An 18,033-nucleotide genomic window follows, 5' to 3' on the forward strand; every position below is an offset into this window, starting at 1 on the left:
ATAGTACGTTTAACCTAACCTTAACAAAAATGTTAAATTTGCTTTTTTTTAGGATTCGGCTAAGATAGCTTTATGTACTTCAATAACTTTTGAATGTGTATTTTCCAAGTCAACATTCTCAATAATATAATTAGCCAACTGTATTTTTAAGGTATCGTCAAGCTGATTATTCATTCTAGCTTCAACCTGTTCTATAGTAGTTTTGTCTCGAGAAAGAACTCTGTTGATCCTTGTTACTTTTGGTGCAGTAATCAAAATAATAATATCATATAACTCTTGAGATTTATTTTCAAATAATAAAGCGGTCTCCTGAATAATATATGGTGTGTCTTGTTTTTTTGACCAACTATTAAAATTTTCTTTAACTATAGGATGTACAATGCTATTTAGTTGACTTAATAAACTAGTATCGTTAAAGACTTTTTCAGCAATATAAGGCCTGTTTAGTTTATTATCATCATAGGCCTTTTTGCCTAATAATTCAATAAGTTGCTTTTTAATTTTTTTTGAGGTGTTCATTAAATACTTTGCACGCTCATCAGAATTATAAACTGGCACACCTAGTTCTTTAAACATTGCCGCAACGGTAGATTTTCCACTCCCTATTCCTCCTGTTAGACCTACAATCTTCATTCCCTTCTTAATATAAATTCAACTTCATCTATACTAATTGTAGCACTATGCAAACTTTTGGGATAACTTTCTAATTTAATAGATAATCGATTTCCAGTTTCCGAAGAAACATTTAAAAAATTCGCTACTACACTAAAATCCTTAAAATCAAGTTCTTTTAAACGTTCAATTGTTCCCTGACAACGAATCTTTACAACCTCGGGAAAAGTTCTTACTTCAACACCTTCCGGTAAATTTAAAACAGTTACGGGTACTTCAATAATTTGTTCTGAAAACTTAACTACTTTACCGGAAATTTGAACAGCATTATTAGAAAATTTCACCTTTTTCAATTGTTTAGGAATCTTTAAAGCTACATCATTAGCAAATGATTTGTTTAATTCATTTATTTTAAACAATTCTGTTTTAATAATCTTAATGGAATCTATTTGACTTTTTGGTCCTGTTACTTCTATAGAATCTGGAAAAATATTGATTTTCCCTTCAAGAATATGATTTGCTGCAAATGATAAATCTACCAATGCTTTAACCGGTAACATTTTTGTTTCTAACGAAGTGAAATCGAAATAAATAAAATCCTTATCAAAATCAGTTAAGATATTATTCTGATTAAGTTGTGCTTCTAATTGAATTCTTATTTGATCTGATGTTAAGTAATAACTATCATCTTTATGCATTACTTTACTCACATCTAACTTAATATTTTTTTGATTTAATTGATACCCTAAAAACTGAAAACCTACTGCATTTAATCGTACTTGTAATTCTTTTTTTGGGGTATTGGCCAACAAAAATTCCGAAGGGATATTTACGTAAGTAACTTTAAATGTTGTGTTACTGGTATACGTTTGGGATAGCTTATTAATTAACCATGCAAGTGATGCACATAACAAGAAAAGTAAAAATACTTTTACTTTCCTTTTTTTCAATCCTGTGCGTATCCATTCTAATAAGCGTTCCATTATTTGGTCTTAAAAAATAACTTTGGAAAAATTTCCTCAGGCTTTTTATTACTGAAATTAATATATAGGGTTGATTTTAGAAACCCGTACCCATACCCAAAAAATTGTATTGCTGTTGCCAATAAAGATAGAAAAGCTACTTTTAATTTGCTAGTTTTAAATATTGCATCTATAAATAATACCAAAAAGTAAAATGAGTATACATACAAAAGCACCGTAAACCCTAATACCGCCAATAATACTGAAAATAAAAATCCTAAACAAAATACAGTTGGAAACCAATAGGTAATCTTCTTGGTCTCTGGATGCCACTTATTCAAAATTGGACGTACCATTCCAAATTTATTCACTTGAATATAAAACTTGTTCCAGTCTATTCGTCTTTTATGATACACATAGGCTTGTGAAATCAATTTGGAACTATAGCCATTATTCCAAATACGTATAGTTAAATCTGGATCTTCACCAGGGTGAATATTTCCGTAGCCACCTACTTTTTCAAATACTTCTTTTGAAATACCCATATTAAAGCTTCTGGGCTGAAATTTATTAACCGCTTTTTTACCTCCACGAATTCCACCAGTGGTTAAAAAAGAGGTCATGGCGTAATTAATGGCTTTCTGAACTGTTGAAAAAGATTCATGTGCAGCATCTGGACCACCGTAGCAATGTACATAATCTTCTATTAAACTCTTTTCCGCCTCCACTAAATATTGCTTAGGTAAAATACAATCGGAGTCTAAAACTATAAAGTAGTTACCCTTAGCCCTGGACATCCCATAATTACGAGAATCACCAGGACCTGAATTAGGCTTCTGATAATATGAAATAGCCAGAGTGTCTACATACTTACCTATGACTTCTTCGGATGAAATAGTAGAGCCGTCTTCGACGATAACCACCTCAAAAGTTTTGTCATAAGTTTGCTCTTGCAGACTATCCAACAGTTCTTTTATTTCGTTGGGTCTATTGTATACGGGAATGATAAAAGAAAACGATAAGTCCATTATTACTTTCCTTTAATGAATAGGCTCCAATGAAATTGGAATGTAAAAATCTTAATTAAAACTTCTCTATAACTTCTTGACTAACTCCTGTATTGGAGAAACCACCGTCATGAAACAAGTTCTGCATAGTTACTTTTCTCGTAAGGTCAGAGAATAAGGTTACCGTATAATCCGCACAATCTTGAGCTGTCGCATTTCCTAGCGGTGACATTTTTTCAGCGTAACTAATAAAACCATCAAAACCTTTTACTCCTTGCCCTGCAGTTGTTGCAGTTGGCGACTGAGAAATAGTATTTACACGAACTTTCTTTTCTTTGCCAAAGAAATATCCAAAACTACGTGCAATAGATTCTAAATACGCTTTGTTATCTGCCATATCATTATAATCCGGGAATGTTCTTTGTGCCGCCATATAAGTTAAGGCAACCACACTACCCCACTCGTTCATAGCATCCGCTTTATAGAGTGATTGTAATACTTTATGGAAAGAAAGTGCCGAAACATCCCATCCCTTTGCAGTAAAATCATAATTCTCATCAGTATAAGCACGTCCTTTTCGCACGTTTACCGACATACCTATAGAATGTAATACAAAATCAATTTTACCTCCTAAAATCTCAACTGATTTTGCTATTAAATTATCTAAATCTTCTACACTAGTGGCATCCGCAGGTATTATTTGAGAACCGGTTTTCTTTGCCAATTCGTCTATTTGACCCATTCTCATGGCTATTGGGGCATTTGTTAAAACAAAGGTACCTCCCTCGTCGTGTACCGATTGTGCTGTTTTCCATGCAATAGAATTTTCATCTAATGCTCCAAAAATAATTCCCCTTTTTCCTTTTAATAAGTTATATCCCATGATAGTTGATTCTATAGTTTGATTTAATATTCAAATATATCTAAAATATGTTAAGATTGAATTGAAGTAGGCCGTAAAAACCCTTAATTTAAAAGTTGTCGTGCATGAGCTAAAGCAGAATCAGACAAGTCTTTTCCGCCTAACATATGAGCTAATTCAACCACTCTTTCTTCATTGGTTAATTTTTTTAAATTAGTCATTGTACGCTCTTCTCCTTCTGTTTTATAGACTTTAAAATGATTATTCCCTTTTGATGCTACTTGCGGAAGGTGTGTTATTGAAAAAACCTGTAAATCGGCACTCATATCTTTCATAATATCTGCCATACGGTTAGATATTTCTCCCGAAACGCCCGTGTCTATTTCATCAAACATAATAGTTGGCAGTTTTTCGTATTTGGCCAAAATAGCTTTAATAACCAACATAATCCTAGATAATTCACCACCCGAAGCTACTTTTTTTAATTCACCATAATGACCTCCTTTATTCGCAGTAAATAAGAAAGAAAGCTCGTCCATACCGGTATTAGTAAAAACATCTATTGTACTTAATTTTATTTCAAAAGATGCACTTGGCATACCCAGTAAGGACAAATCTGATTCCAATTTCTTTTTTAATTCTGGTATTACTTCATTTCTCTTTTCACGTAATACAACGGATTGTTCTTCTAACACAGATTCCATTTCCTGTATTTCACGGGTCTTTAATGATATTTTCTCGTCTAAATGTGCTGTTTCGAAAACTTTATCAGCAAGTTCATTTTTAATTGTTATCAATTCAGAAATATCACCAACATTATGTTTTTTTAATAAGTTGTAAACTAATTGCAATTTACCATTAACTTCTTCTAGCAATTCCGGATTTGCTTCTACCCCATCCTGAAGTTGTTGTACATCTGAACTTATATCGTCTAATTCTATTAAAACTGACTGCACACGTTGATACAATTCTTTATAGCTAGAACCAAAATCAACCAATTTTGCCAATGACTGCCTCATTTCAGTTACCAAAGGTAACACACCAATTTGTTCATCATTAAACAATTGATCTCCTTTAGATAATTGCTCCATTATAAGTTCAACATTGTTTAATTGCTCATATTCCTCTTCAAGCTCCTCTATCATACCAATTTTCAATGGTGCTTTCTCTAATTCTTCCAGTAAAAAAGAATTATAATCTTGTTCTTTATTTGCTGTATTTTGAACTTCTATTAAATTTTCTAGCTCTTTTTGAGCCTTACGATAGGTTTTTAAACCTTTTCTATAATCTACTAATCTACTTTGATTGTTAGCCAATGCATCCACCAACTTCAATTGAAAGTCATTCTCTGTAAGTTGCAAGGTTTGATGCTGTGAATGAATATCTATTAAATTTTCACCTAAACGAGATAGCACATCTAAAGTTACCGGTGTGTCATTAATAAAAGCCCTAGATTTTCCACTGGGTAAAATTTCTCTTCTAATGACCGTATTTACATCATAATCCAAATCATTATCCACAAAGAAGTTCTGGAGTCCGTAGGGTTCAATTTTGAAAATTCCTTCTATTATACATTTTTCCTCTTTAACCCGTAAAGAAGATAAATCTGCACGTTTACCCAAAACTAAAGATAGACCGCCAAGTAAAATTGATTTACCTGCGCCAGTTTCACCTGTAATTACAGTAAATCCTTTATCGAAGTCTACCTCTAGACTATCAATCAATGCATAATTAGTAATGGTAAGGGTGGAAAGCACGCTTCAGAATTTTAGATGTACAAAGGTAATCTATATTCCGTTTTTAAAAAAGGCTTAAAATTTAATATCGTTCCATGTAGAAGCGTACAATGGTGCAATTTTATTTAGGGTTTCCTTCAATTTTACGATATCGACCTTTGGCCCATCTGAAAATATATTTTGTATTTCTTCAGATTTTGCGTCAAAGAAAGTAGAAATTAAAAATGCATTTGGCCTTCTATTGATCATGGTCTGGAAAAGATTCATAGTACCCGCAATAATCTGTTTGCCCGTACTATTATTATCAGACATAATATCCAATCCTTTTCTATGATAATTATACATGGCAATTCGGTATTCTCTATACGTATTTGACAATAGATTGTCTACTAACTCAAATCTACTTCGGTTAGAATCTGAAGATTGGCTCCAACCTGCAGAATTACTTCCTTGTGCCAAGGTTACTATATTCTGAGCTTTTCTGTAAAAATCAGTACCACCTTCTAAGGAAAAAGTATCCGCATCAAGACCTAAAATAATATAAACATAGTACGACAGTACACTTACCAAATTAGATTCGAATTGATTATCGTTAAATATTAAAGGCTGAAATTCAATATATTGGAAATTAAATTGGTTGTCCTTATAATTAAAAACTGGCGTAGAATACGATGTATTGTAAACGGGTCTTGAAGATTGAATTTGAATATTACCCTTAAATCGGTTGGATTCGTATTCGGTAATAGTAATAAACATTTGCGAATTAATACGCTCGTTTTCTTTATAAACCCTATTGGTCCACTTTGTTTTATTTACAAAATCGTTTAACGAACGTTCCAATGTTTTAAATACCTGAAGGTCTCCTTGAGATAATTGGTCTGAATTAACAGTAACTGTACAAGTCAATTCCTGAGCTCTTGTAAGAGTACCAGCAAGGCATATCATTAGAAGAATAAAAAAATTACGCATAACGTCTTTTAATAATTTCATTAAAGATGTCCACGGCAACTTCTGCCTTGGTCTTTAGTTCAAACGTTGTTATCGTTGAATTGGTATCTATAAAAGAAATTTTATTGGTAGAACCGCCAAAACCAGCACCTTTATCTTGCATGGAATTTAAGACAATGGCATCTAAATTTTTACGTTTTAGTTTACCTATGGCATTTTCGACTTCATTTTCGGTTTCTAAGGCAAATCCTACTAAATATTGATTTTTCTTATGTTGACCAAATGTCATCAGTATATCTTTATTTTTAACTAGCGCAATATTAAAAGTTTCATCAGATTTCTTAATCTTCTGTTCAGCAACTGATTTAGGCCTGTAATCCGCAACTGCGGCCGCACAAATTACGATGTCCGAATTATCGTAATACATTTGAGCACTATGATACATATCGTCCGCAGAAACAACTTTTACCACATGAATATTATCATGGTTTATAGTAAGATGGGTGGGCCCAGTGACCAAATAAACGTCTGCTCCAAAATTCGCCGCTGTTTTAGCTAGTTCAAAACCCATTAAACCTGAAGAATGGTTTCCTATAAAGCGAACAGGATCTATAGCTTCGTATGTTGGCCCCGCGGTAATCAATACTTTTTTACCCAATAATGGTAATCCTTCCGTAAGTTGTTTTTTTATGAAATTTATGATTTCCTCAGGTTCAGCCATTCTGCCTTCACCATGTAATCCGCTAGCAAGCTCTCCACTTGTAGCTGGTATAATTTTATTACCAAAAGATATTAGTGCGGCTAAGGAATTTTTAGTACTTGGATGCTTATACATATCCAAATCCATTGCTGGAGCTATAAAAACCGGACATTTAGCCGATAAATATGTCGCCATTAAAATGTTATCACAGTTACCTGTTGCCATTTTAGACATGGTATTGGCCGTTGCTGGGGCAATAACAATTAGATCCGCCCAAAGTCCCATTTCTACATGATTGTTCCAATCTATTGTGTTTTCCTCAGTCTTTACAAAATCTAGTACAACCGGATTTTTTGCTAAGGTAGCTAGGGTAAGTGGGGACACAAAAGAGCTGGCACTATCGGTAAGTATAACCTTAACGTTAGCGCCAGCTTTTATAAATAAACGTACTAAGAATGTTGTTTTATAAGCAGCAATTCCTCCGGTAATTCCTAAAAGAATGTTCTTGCCGTTTAACATATTTCTTATGCGTCTTTTGCTGTATTTCTATGGTAGATTTTATCCATTAACCATTCTTCAACCGCCATAGCATGTGGCTTTGGTAGTTTCTCATAAAACTTAGATACTTCGATTTGTTCTTTGTTTTCAAAAACTTCTTCTAAACTATCGCTATATGTGGCAAACTCTTCTAATTTCTCTAAAAGTTCTTTTTTAATTTCAGAGTTAATCTGAACAGCACGTTTTGAAGCAATAGAAATAGCCTCGTAGATATTTTCTGTAGGCTTATCGAACTCGTTACGGTTAATAGTAACAGTTGATACTGCTGCCTTAGAGTTTTTTAAATCGTTCATATTCATAATAAATTTATTTATTTTGATTCAACTATTTGAGGTTCCAAACGTTGTAATTCTTTGTTTATTTTCTCGATTAAGTTAGTAGCTTCTTTATCGAATTTAGATTCTGGATACTTCTTTTTAAGAGTATTGTAAGCTGCTTTTGCCGTTTTTAATCGTTCTGTCTTTAAACTTTCAAAACTGTTCATTGCCATATGCGTTAAGGCATCTAATTTAACAAACATAGCTTCTTCCCTGTATTTTGAACCAGGATTATCTGAAACAAAATTATCACTTGCAGCAACTGCGGACTTAAGCATGTCGTAGTTGAATTCGCCTAACTTATTATATTGCTTTACTATTTCAAAGGCCTTTTTCTCTTTCTTATCCGTAAGCTCTTGCGCCATAGCATTTGCTTCAGCAAAATACTCAGATTCAGAATAGGTATTAATGAAATTCTGTAATTTCAATAATGCTTTATCTGTTTCTGTTTGATCTAAAGAGTAATCTGGTGATAATTTATAATAGCTTTTAGCTCCTAAAAAAGAAGCTTCAACTACCTTATCACTTTTTGGATACGATTTTATAAAACGTTCTAATTGGTATCCGGCCATATTAAAATCTCCTCGTTGAAAATAACTATTCGATAAAAAGAACATTACTCGTTCCCCTTGTGGCTTGCCTACATACTTTGGTGCAATTTGCTCATACAATCGGTTGGCTCTTTTAAAATCACCTTCTTCGTAGTACTTTTCAGCTAAATCATACTTGGCTTTAACATCATCGTTCTTAAGCACCTTTTGGTACTCACTACAAGATTGTAAAGCTATGGCAATCAATAGAATTGGAAATATTCGCCTCATTTTAAAAAACATTTTGCAAAATTAGTAATTATCAATGGATATAAAAAACATTTTAAATCAATAAAAATACAGGCTATATGTGGGATCAAAGTCCTTTTTGGCGAAGATTTAACGAACATTTATGCGGGTACTCTAATCATAGATTCCATAAAAGAAACAATTCTATGCTTTAAGGCATCGGTTGCCGTTATCAATGGCAATCTTACAAAAGGTTTGGCCAATCCTAAATATTCAATAATAACTTTTATACCAGCAGGATTTCCTTCTTCAAAAATCAACTTCATCCCTTCTTGCATTTTATAATGATAGCTATAGGCTACTTCGGTGTTACCATTTAACCCTTCGTGCACCATTTTAGAAAACTCCTCTGGCAAACCTTGACCTATGACCGAAATAACTCCATCACCACCTGCTACTATTGTAGGCAAAGCAGTAATGTCATCGCCAGAAAGTATTAAAAAGTCCTTTGGTTTTTTAGAAATTAATTCTAACACTTGAGACATATCACCACAAGCTTCTTTAACCGCTACTATATTCCCAAAAGTTTTCGCTAAACGCACCACAGTTTCTGGAAGCATATTACTTCCTGTTCTTCCCGGTACATTATAGATAATTAATGGTAATGGCGATACTTCTGAAAGTGCCTTAAAATGCTGAAATATGCCTTCTTGGGTAGGACGATTGTAGTATGGAGAAACGGACAATATGGCCGTATAAGCAGATAAGTCCGTTGTCTTAATTTCCTCTACTAAAGCCATTGTATTATTCCCTCCAATACCTATTACTAAAGGCAAAATACCCGCATTTGCCTCTTCTACGGTATGCATTACCAATTGTTTTTCGGCTTTTGACAAGGTAACAGACTCTGCCGTGGTACCAAGCACTACTAAATAATCAATATTACCTTCAATATTAAAGGCTACAACTCTTTTAAGAGCTTCCACATCTACAGAACCGTCTTTTCTAAAAGGTGTTATCAATGCTACACCTGCACCTTGTAATTCTTTCATATTTAAATCTCTTTAAAAATGCCTAAGTACTTTTTTAATTCTTTCTTAAATACCATAAAGTCGTTTAACGGTGTATCTATCATTAAATCATTATATGTAGGACCAACATCTTTAAATCCTACTTTTAAACGAGCTTTAGTCTTCAGTGACAATAAGTTCAATAACAGGTTATCTTCTTCATAATAATTTACCAGAAGGTCATATTCGCGACCTAAAAATTCTAGAGCGTAACTGTTTTCTATTTCTCCTTTCCACCCTAAATCTTTATCTGAAAAGACAGGAGTGGCATAGGGAGAGTTCTTGTCATAATACCGTTTATACCCAATAATTTTAACCGCATTAGGATGTAGTGAAAATTCTTCTTGAAACTGATAAAACACCTCGGTCTTTTCAAACTTGTCCAAATCAACAATACAACCTACAGAACGTATACCTTTATTACCTCGAGCTACAGAAACTGGCGTCAACACCAACTGTTTTAATATTTTACGGCCAGATTTCCGCTTCAACTTGTCCTTAATTCCTTTTAAAAACATGTATTTTTACATTTACACAAATGTAAATAATATCCCTGCAACTCTATGGCGAAGTTAAAACACTTTGGTTATTTAAAAATACAACATTATGTTATATTTGTAACATTATTTTATTTAGGATCCTGCAATACTGAAACAGAACAGGTTACAAAATTGACTGGCAAGCAAATAGCTATTGACAGTTCGTATCAAATTGTTGATAGTATACAGAAATTTATTCAACCTTATCATGATCGTGTTGAGGGAATTTTAGATAGCGTAGTTGCTTATGCTCCATACACTATATCTAAAACAGATGGCATTTACAATACTACCGCCGGCAATCTAATGGCCGATATTGTGCTAAGCGAAACCAATTCTGTTTTCAAAAAAAGAACAGGTAATTCAATAGATTTAGTACTCCTGAACCACGGCGGTATTCGTGCTATTATATCTAAAGGAAATGTCACTGCAAGAACTGCTTATGAAGTTATGCCCTTTGAAAATACGGTAGTCGTAGTTGAGTTAAAGGGAAAGTCGCTTTTAAAAATGGTAGACTATTTAATTAAATCGAAAAGAGCACACCCAGTTGCCGGGGTTCAAATTATTTTAAATAAAGATACTACCGTCAATACATTTACAATAGGTGGTAAACCTTTAGACATCGATAAATCTTATTTTGTTGCAACCTCGGATTATTTAGTGAAGGGTGGTGATAATATGAATTTTTTTAAAGATGCCCTTTCTATAACCGAAACTAACTATAAAATACGAAATACCATGATAGATTTCTTTTCTAAAATAGATACGCTATCACCAAAAATAGATTTAAGATATTATCAATTACAGTAAGATGGATAGAAGGAAGTTTATAAGAAATACTGCTGCAACATCAAGTCTATTAACCCTAGGAGGCTTATCTTTAAATTCTTGCGATTCGCCCAGAAATAAGCATATTACTATTTTGCACACAAATGATGTTCATAGCCATGTGGATGCTTTCCCAAATGACCATGCCGATTTTCCTGGTTTAGGGGGATTAGCTCGAAGAGCCGGATTGGTGCATAGTATTAGACAAGAAAACCCAAATACATTGCTTTTTGATGCCGGTGATATTTTCCAAGGTACTCCCTACTTCAATTTTTATGGAGGTGAGTTAGAATTTAAGCTAATGAGTATGCTCAATTATGATGCGACCACTATAGGTAATCATGATTTTGATAATGGTATTGATGGTCTTTTAGCGCAAATGCCCTATGCAAAATTTAATTTCTTGAGTGCTAACTACGATTTTTCCAATACGGTTTTAGACGGATTAACAAAGCCATATAAAATTTATGAAAAAGATGGAATTAAAGTTGGTGTCTATGGTTTAGGGATTCAATTAGACGGTTTAGTAACAAAACAATTGTATAAAGAAACCGTTTTTATTAACCCATTTGAAGTCGCTATAGATATGGAAACCAAACTTAAAGAAGTGGAAAAATGTGATTTAGTCATATGCCTGTCGCATTTAGGTTATGAGTATAATTTAGAACAAAAGCCGGATGATTTAAAACTGGCAAAAAAAACCAAACACACCGATTTAATTATTGGTGGCCATACTCATACATTCTTAGACAAACCTACCGTTGTTACTAACGGCGCTGGTAGAGATATTCTGGTAAACCAAGTGGGTTGTTTTGGTGTTAATCTTGGACGAATAGATTTTTATTTCAATAACGAAACCACGGTAGCAGATGGCTATACCATTAAAGTCTAATTTTAATACTACAAATGAGCCATATAAAAAGAACAACAAGTAGCAATGAGCATTTTCTAGAATTGGTTGCCATGCTAGATGCCGACTTAGCTATTCGTGACGGCGAAGAAAATGCATTCTACGCCCAATTCAATGGTGTTGTTCATTTAAAACATTGTGTAGTCCTATACATAAATAAAGTGCCGGTAGCTTGCGGAGCATTTAAAATTTTCAACAAGGATTCTGTAGAAGTAAAAAGAATGTTTGTTTTACCAAATTTTCGTGGAAAAGGTTTGGCATCTTTAATTTTACAAGAATTAGAAAAATGGGCTTTAGAAGAAAAGTTCACCTATAGTATTCTTGAAACCGGACTACGCCAACCTGAGGCCATAGCACTTTACAAAAAGAATAATTACAAAATTACTACTAACTACCCGCCATACGAGAACATAGCCAACAGTGTTTGTTTTAAAAAGTTGTTATAAAAAAGCCGGAATTATAAATTACATTACACCCACAAATTGATATAATTATTACTTAAAAGTAAAATTCATACTTTATAAAAGACCATCACCGATAAACCTTAATTAATCAACTTAATTTTAGCGGTAATTCAGTAAGTCTTTCTCCAGTAAGTCTGCGTACAGCATTACCTATAGCCGCCGCTATAGGCCCTAATGGGGGTTCACCCACTGGTCCAGGTTTGTTAACACCTTGCAGCAATACAACATCAATTTCTTTTGGGGAATGTTTCATTAAGGCCATTTCATAAGGACCATAGATAGTAGGTAATAATTCTCCGTTTTCAACATACATTTGCTCAAACATAGATGCACTGATTCCCATTATTACACAACCCTCACATTGTGCTCTTACTTGATCCGGATTAACTGCAATACCCGGGTCTAAGGCAACCGTTACCTTATGCACTTTAATTTCATTATTTTCAATAGAAACTTCTACTACATGTGCGCATGGCGTTCCCGCATCAACTGAAGCAGCAAATCCCATGGCACGCCCATTAAGTACATCATCAGTGTATGCTGCTTTTTCACCTGCAGCTTGTATTACATCTTTTAACCTTGTACCGGCTTCATCATCATTTATGTGCGCTAAACGAAAATCTACCGGATTCTTATTTGCCTTTAAGGCCATCTCATCTATAAAACTTTCAATAGCGAATGTATTTGCCAATAATCCTAGACTTCGCCACCAGCTTGTAGCAAAAGGTAATTTTACATACCAATATACTGTTCTATGATTGGGCACTTTTGTATATTGAATAAAAGCGCCTCGAATTGCACCTACATCTGCTCCTAAAATTTTTGGAAGTATAGCAGGCAGCAAGGCCGAATTATTGCCGACATCACCCGATACAAAATGATGCTCTAACCCTACTAGCATTCCATCCTCTCCTAATTTCCCCTTTATCCTATGATGTGTTGGAGGGCGAAACATATCGTGTTGAAACTCTTCTTTTCGGCTAAAGAAATACTTAACTGGCCTACCAACAGCTTTTGACATTACGGCTGCCTGGATTGCATGCGGTGTGTGTAATCGTCTACCAAAACCTCCACCAAGATAAGTTGGTATAACATTTACATTTTCTTCATCAAAACCTAAACGTTGCGCTACTTCTTTTCTTGTAATACCTATTACTTGGGTAGCTATTTTTATAATTGCCTTATCACCTTCAACTGAAGCCAAAACACCATTTGGTTCAATTTGGGCATGGGCCCCTATTGGTGTTCTAAATTCTAAAGAATAAACATCTTCTTCATCCTTTAGTGCATCACCCTCTTTTTGAATAATACTAGAAACACCATTGCCTACAGTCATTATTTTGGTTATGTCTGCCGTATTTAAACTTGCTGGTGCATCCCAGACCACCTCAATGGCATGTTTTGCATTTTCTGCTTCAATTAACGAAGTAGCAACTACGCCTACAAAATCTTCCTCATGCACTATTTTAACCACGCCCGGCATATTCTCTGCCTTTTTTGTATCAGCACTGATAAATTTTGCTCCAATTTTAGTTGGGCGTACTACACAGCCGTATAACATATTTGCCATTTGTGCATCCATACCAAAAACAGGATCTCCATACACCTTGGCCTTTAAATCAACCCTAGGAATAGGTTTGCCTATATATTTAAAACCGCTAAATTCTTTTAACGGCGGCACATCTGGTATGTTCCAATCGGTTACTCCTTCAACTACATTGGAATAGGTCAATGATTTACCATTAGCTGAAACAACTCCATTTTCAACTGAAATATTTTTAATTTCTACCCCTAACTTTTTTGCTGCTTCATGTTTAACCATTTCTCTCATGGTAGCAGCCATTTCCCGTAATGGTTGCCAAAGGCTGGCTATAGAAGTACTACCACCAGTGCCAAAACTATCAATATTACCAGATGCAGAAGAAGCATGGACTACTTCTATTTTATCAATATCAACTTCTAATTCATCTGCTGCCATTTGCGCTAGCCCTGTAAAAATTCCTTGGCCCATTTCAACTTTTGGAGAGTATAAAAGTATAACGTTATCTTTTGTTATTTCGAACCATAGCATTGGGTTACTTGTTTCTCCCATATACGTTAAATCCATAGAATTCACCATCCCTAACACGGACCTTCTAATAGGGTTTCTAAGCAAATATGTTCCTAATGCAAAAACACCTACAGTGCCTAAACCACCTCGTATTAAAAACCTTCTTCTTGACCCAGTTTTTCTATTGTTATCACTTTTGCTCATGATACTATGAATTTTGGATTTCAGAACTAATTTCAGGAGTATTTAACTTGGCAGCAAGGTGTATTGCTTTTCGCATTCTATAATAAGTTCCACAACGACATACATTAATAATATTATTATCAATATCTTCATCCGTTGGATTAGGCACTTTATTTAGCAAAGCAGCAGTTGCCATAATAAAACCAGTTTGACAATATCCACATTGTGGTACAATTTCATCTATCCATGCTTGCTGTACCGGATGCGGGTTTTCTGGCGTTCCCAACCCTTCAATAGTAGTTACATTTTTACCTTCCACAAACTTTACGGCATAAGAGCAAGACCGAATCGCTTGCCCGTCTACATGTAAAGTACATGCTCCACAAGCTGCTTTTCCACAACCAAATTTTGTTCCTTTTAGATTTAAAACATCCCTTACCACCCATAGCAGCGGTGTGTTTTCATCGGTAATTTCAATTGATTGCTGCTTGCCATTAATATTAAAGGTAATATTCATTTATATGTTTTATGAAGTTTAAGTAAATAGCTCGTTAAATAGGCTAATTTACATATCCAAGTTTTACTAAGGTTTTGGTATTACCGCCCCAGCAGCAAACCAATTTTTTACAGCCATAATATAGTCTTCTTTTGTTAAAGGTGGTTTTTCGCGTGGTACACCATCAGCATCTACACCAGGGTTAAATGCCCAAAGCACTAATTCATCTTCTGTTAAATGGTGTAAAATATCTTCTGCGCTTCGGTTGCCATTTCTAATTGGATCCATCATAGATTCTGCGATTTCAACTCTAGAAAGTCCTTCCCACATCATACTTGCAGGAGCTAAACTCCAATGTGGTGCGCCCGGCACACCAGAATATTCATTGTTTTCAGATTGATGACAGGTGGTACATTTTGTTGCTTGAAATCCTAAATTTTCCTCACCTCTTTTCATATCAAAATAATGAGGATGGCTATCTTCACCTTGCTTTGGCACATTATCATTAGGATGACAGTTAACACATCGCTTATGACTTAATACATCCATCATTTTATTAAAATCATCATTAGCTGTAACCTTCTTTAAATCTAAAGATTCATATTCCTCAAAACTAATTCTATTACTATTAACGGCCATTGCAATTCCAGTTACCAATACCGAGCTAAATAGTATCCAAAAACTCTTTTTCATTATTTTAGTTTAAACTTAAAATAGGTAAAAAAATCATTATAAATTAATTTTTAATTCATAAAGTTATAGTGTTAAACTAATTCCGTTTGCTATTTAATTCCCTTTTTTCGATAATTAATAAGTTAACAATAGAACCTTCGTAATTACACAAAATAATAAAATTTTAATTTCAACTTACATTGTGCTTAGCTTAAGCAATTTCAGTACTTTAACTGCGCTATATTTAAAATAATAACAAACAAATTAAATTGAATGAAAATAATAGGAATTGGAAAGAATTATGTAGTCGATAAATCTGAAATCGACGGCCTAAAAAATGATGTGCAAATCATTTTTACAAAGCCAGACTCTTCTTTAGTCACAGATAGCAAAGATGTGGAATATCCATCTATCACAAATCAGTTAATCTATGAAGTTGAATTGGTAGTTAAAATTGGAAAAACCGCTAAAAATGTTTCTCTAAAAGAAGCAAATTCATACATCTCCGAAATAGGAATTGGTATTGACTATACTGCAAAAGATGTGCTTACGGCGAGTAGAGAAAAAAAAGGTCCATGGGCTTTGTCCAAAGGTTTTGACGGTGCATCACCCATTTCCGGTTTTAAGCCGATATCTAACTTTCCTGATTTAGACAATATCAATTTTGATTTAGTTATCAATGGCGAAAAGAAGCAAGTTGGTAACACAAGCTTTATCATTTATACCTTTGCAGAAATTATAAGCTTTGTTTCTAAATTTATGACATTAAATCCTGGTGATATGATATTTACCGGAACACCAGCAGTAGGTGCCGGAGAAACATTTAAAGGAGACCACTTACAAGCTTCTATTGAAGGTGAATTGCTTTTAGACTTTAAAATGATATAGTACATTATTTCACTCTTATTTTTTACTCGGAATTCAATTTTATTGAATTCCGATTTTTTTTATTTATTTCCGAACTAAATTTTAAATACTTTATTTTAAAAAATTGTAACATTTTCTAATTTCATCAATCTTTAAAGAAACCTTTAAAATGAGAAATCTATTTATAACAATACTTACAATTATAAGCTTCTCTGCAAATTCTCAAAACAAACAAGAATATTTAAGGAACAACCGCTTTGATTTATTTACAGCTGAGTTTCAGTTTCCTGAAAAAGACTTTTCTATTATTGGGTTTGGCGCATACCACGGTAGTGCAAAAATAGAAGATGCTGAAATCACTTTATTAAAGTCTTTAAATTATAGTCAATCAATTAAATATTATTTACCCGAAACCGATTACAGTATTGCCCATTATTTTAATACGTACTTAAAGACCGGAGACACCCTTTTACTTAAAGATTTGGTTACTATATCAGGCATACGGGTGCCCCAAGAACGAACTATTGAAGTCTATAACAAATGGAAAAGATTAAAAAAACTAAACGACGACCTACCAAAAAAAAATAAGCTAACGATTGTAGGTATTGACATACAAGTAAATTACAAGTATGTTTCCAAGCATATTCTAGAATTACTAAAAGAATCTAAAAACGAAAGACCAGCCATTAAAGAAATTCGACAAATGGTGAATTCCGATACTACAAGCTACAGTTTAGGAAATCTAAGTTATGCTCATAAGATTTTGAAATTTTTTGTTAAGGATTATGAAACAAATAAAGTTGAATATCAAAAGTTTATTAGAAATGAGATTGAACTAATTCACATAATTAAAAACCTAAAAATTTCATTTGATTTTTCGAATGAATACCGCAATAGGGATAATGTAATGTACGAGAACTACCTAGCTCTAGATTCAATCTATAATTTTAGGAACAATGCGCAATTCTTAAGAATGGGGTTTTCACATATTGAAAAATCTAGAGAAGGACCAAATGGATACGCATATTTTTTCACCCGATTAATTGAAAACAAAATATTTGAGAGAAATAAAGTTTTAACAATTATAGGGTATTATACGAACAGTGAGGTTTTATGGGACGAATTGTATGACGATGCAGGAAACTATACTGGTTACACTGTTGAAGGTGGCTTTGGAATTGGTGATTACGAGAAAGAATTTTTTAGAGGAATACAAGATTTAAAGGATACAAAAATTTCTGACAGAACACTTTTTAAACTAAACAACATAAAATCGCCATACACTATAAACGAACCCGATTTAATTGAAGTGATTATGGAAGGTGAAAAGTCTAACGGTGATGCTGTAAAAGAAATGTCAACTTTAGATTTTTTAGATTATGCGCTATTACTCTCCAATTCTAAAGCTAGTACACCTATTTATGAACTAAAATGATAGGTTCCATTGTAAATTAGTCTGAAATAAGTATAAAA

At 33.6% G+C, this 18,033-nt stretch carries 19 protein-coding genes; 5 read left to right on the forward strand and 14 right to left on the reverse strand.

Annotated features, from left to right (window positions below; translation table 11 throughout):
• Positions 1 to 48: 48 nt before the first annotated feature.
• The 11 genes from coaE to BTR34_RS18375 all read right to left on the reverse strand — a co-directional run bounded on the left by coaE (position 49) and on the right by BTR34_RS18375 (position 10,069).
• Positions 49 to 633, reverse strand: a complete 585-nt coding sequence (gene coaE / locus BTR34_RS18325) for a dephospho-CoA kinase (RefSeq protein WP_068484651.1) — start codon at positions 631 to 633, stop codon at positions 49 to 51.
• Positions 630 to 1,595 (reverse strand): CdaR family protein, encoded by a 966-nt coding sequence (locus BTR34_RS18330; RefSeq protein WP_068484650.1) that lies wholly within the window; start codon positions 1,593 to 1,595, stop codon positions 630 to 632. The genes coaE and BTR34_RS18330 overlap by 4 nt, the downstream gene beginning before the upstream one ends.
• A complete protein-coding gene (locus BTR34_RS18335) occupies positions 1,595 to 2,602 on the reverse strand; it encodes a glycosyltransferase (RefSeq protein ID WP_068484649.1) in 1,008 nt (335 codons plus the stop codon). Before BTR34_RS18335 ends, BTR34_RS18330 begins: the two co-directional genes overlap by 1 nt.
• A gap of 55 nt (positions 2,603 to 2,657) precedes the next feature.
• The gene (locus tag BTR34_RS18340) at positions 2,658 to 3,464 is read right to left on the reverse strand and encodes an enoyl-ACP reductase FabI (protein ID WP_068484648.1); all 807 of its coding nucleotides are present in this window, start codon (positions 3,462 to 3,464) and stop codon (positions 2,658 to 2,660) included.
• 83 nt (positions 3,465 to 3,547) lie between these two features.
• The gene (gene recN / locus BTR34_RS18345) at positions 3,548 to 5,200 is read right to left on the reverse strand and encodes a DNA repair protein RecN (RefSeq protein WP_068484647.1); all 1,653 of its coding nucleotides are present in this window, start codon (positions 5,198 to 5,200) and stop codon (positions 3,548 to 3,550) included.
• A gap of 54 nt (positions 5,201 to 5,254) precedes the next feature.
• Complete coding sequence (gene porD / locus BTR34_RS18350; protein ID WP_068485009.1) at positions 5,255 to 6,148, reverse strand: type IX secretion system protein PorD; 894 nt, start codon at positions 6,146 to 6,148, stop codon at positions 5,255 to 5,257.
• Complete coding sequence (gene coaBC, locus BTR34_RS18355) at positions 6,141 to 7,346, reverse strand: bifunctional phosphopantothenoylcysteine decarboxylase/phosphopantothenate--cysteine ligase CoaBC (protein WP_068484646.1); 1,206 nt, start codon at positions 7,344 to 7,346, stop codon at positions 6,141 to 6,143. Before coaBC ends, porD begins: the two co-directional genes overlap by 8 nt.
• Positions 7,347 to 7,351: 5 nt before the next feature.
• A complete protein-coding gene (locus tag BTR34_RS18360; protein WP_197496163.1) occupies positions 7,352 to 7,684 on the reverse strand; it encodes a DNA-directed RNA polymerase subunit omega in 333 nt (110 codons plus the stop codon).
• A gap of 11 nt (positions 7,685 to 7,695) precedes the next feature.
• A complete protein-coding gene (locus BTR34_RS18365) occupies positions 7,696 to 8,535 on the reverse strand; it encodes an outer membrane protein assembly factor BamD (protein ID WP_068484645.1) in 840 nt (279 codons plus the stop codon).
• A 107-nt stretch (positions 8,536 to 8,642) separates the two neighbouring features.
• A complete protein-coding gene (gene dapA, locus BTR34_RS18370; protein WP_068484644.1) occupies positions 8,643 to 9,533 on the reverse strand; it encodes a 4-hydroxy-tetrahydrodipicolinate synthase in 891 nt (296 codons plus the stop codon).
• A 2-nt stretch (positions 9,534 to 9,535) separates the two neighbouring features.
• A complete protein-coding gene (locus tag BTR34_RS18375; RefSeq protein ID WP_068484643.1) occupies positions 9,536 to 10,069 on the reverse strand; it encodes a DUF6913 domain-containing protein in 534 nt (177 codons plus the stop codon).
• Between the two features lie 45 nt (positions 10,070 to 10,114).
• Here BTR34_RS18375 and BTR34_RS18380 point away from each other — a divergent pair, with 45 nt between their 5' ends.
• Genes BTR34_RS18380 through BTR34_RS18390 form a run of 3 tightly spaced genes read left to right on the forward strand, consistent with a single transcriptional unit; the run spans position 10,115 to position 12,274 of the window.
• Positions 10,115 to 10,900, forward strand: a complete 786-nt coding sequence (locus tag BTR34_RS18380) for a 5'-nucleotidase C-terminal domain-containing protein (protein WP_068484642.1) — start codon at positions 10,115 to 10,117, stop codon at positions 10,898 to 10,900.
• Between the two features lies 1 nt (position 10,901).
• Positions 10,902 to 11,810 (forward strand): bifunctional metallophosphatase/5'-nucleotidase, encoded by a 909-nt coding sequence (locus BTR34_RS18385; protein ID WP_068484641.1) that lies wholly within the window; start codon positions 10,902 to 10,904, stop codon positions 11,808 to 11,810.
• Positions 11,811 to 11,824: 14 nt separating this feature from the next.
• Entirely contained in the window at positions 11,825 to 12,274 is a 450-nt protein-coding gene (locus BTR34_RS18390; protein WP_068484640.1) for a GNAT family N-acetyltransferase, read from the forward strand.
• 106 nt (positions 12,275 to 12,380) lie between these two features.
• Here the strand turns inward: BTR34_RS18390 and BTR34_RS18395 are convergent, their stop codons facing one another.
• The 3 genes from BTR34_RS18395 to BTR34_RS18405 form a co-directional block, all read right to left on the reverse strand.
• The gene (locus tag BTR34_RS18395; protein WP_068484639.1) at positions 12,381 to 14,546 is read right to left on the reverse strand and encodes a xanthine dehydrogenase family protein molybdopterin-binding subunit; all 2,166 of its coding nucleotides are present in this window, start codon (positions 14,544 to 14,546) and stop codon (positions 12,381 to 12,383) included.
• Between the two features lie 4 nt (positions 14,547 to 14,550).
• Positions 14,551 to 15,042 carry a (2Fe-2S)-binding protein gene (locus BTR34_RS18400; protein WP_068484638.1) on the reverse strand — a complete coding sequence of 164 codons (492 nt, stop codon included), beginning with the start codon at positions 15,040 to 15,042 and terminating at the stop codon, positions 14,551 to 14,553.
• Positions 15,043 to 15,108: 66 nt separating this feature from the next.
• On the reverse strand, positions 15,109 to 15,714 hold the full coding sequence (locus BTR34_RS18405; RefSeq protein WP_068484637.1) for a hypothetical protein: 606 nt from the start codon (positions 15,712 to 15,714) through the stop codon (positions 15,109 to 15,111).
• A 252-nt stretch (positions 15,715 to 15,966) separates the two neighbouring features.
• Here BTR34_RS18405 and BTR34_RS18410 point away from each other — a divergent pair, with 252 nt between their 5' ends.
• Both BTR34_RS18410 and BTR34_RS18415 read left to right on the forward strand, forming a co-directional pair.
• The gene (locus BTR34_RS18410) at positions 15,967 to 16,581 is read left to right on the forward strand and encodes a fumarylacetoacetate hydrolase family protein (protein WP_068484636.1); all 615 of its coding nucleotides are present in this window, start codon (positions 15,967 to 15,969) and stop codon (positions 16,579 to 16,581) included.
• A gap of 148 nt (positions 16,582 to 16,729) precedes the next feature.
• Entirely contained in the window at positions 16,730 to 17,995 is a 1,266-nt protein-coding gene (locus BTR34_RS18415) for a TraB/GumN family protein (protein ID WP_068484635.1), read from the forward strand.
• The last annotated feature ends 38 nt before the right edge of the window (positions 17,996 to 18,033 follow it).

This window comes from Maribacter hydrothermalis (assembly GCF_001913155.1).
GTDB classification, from domain to species: domain Bacteria; phylum Bacteroidota; class Bacteroidia; order Flavobacteriales; family Flavobacteriaceae; genus Maribacter; species Maribacter hydrothermalis.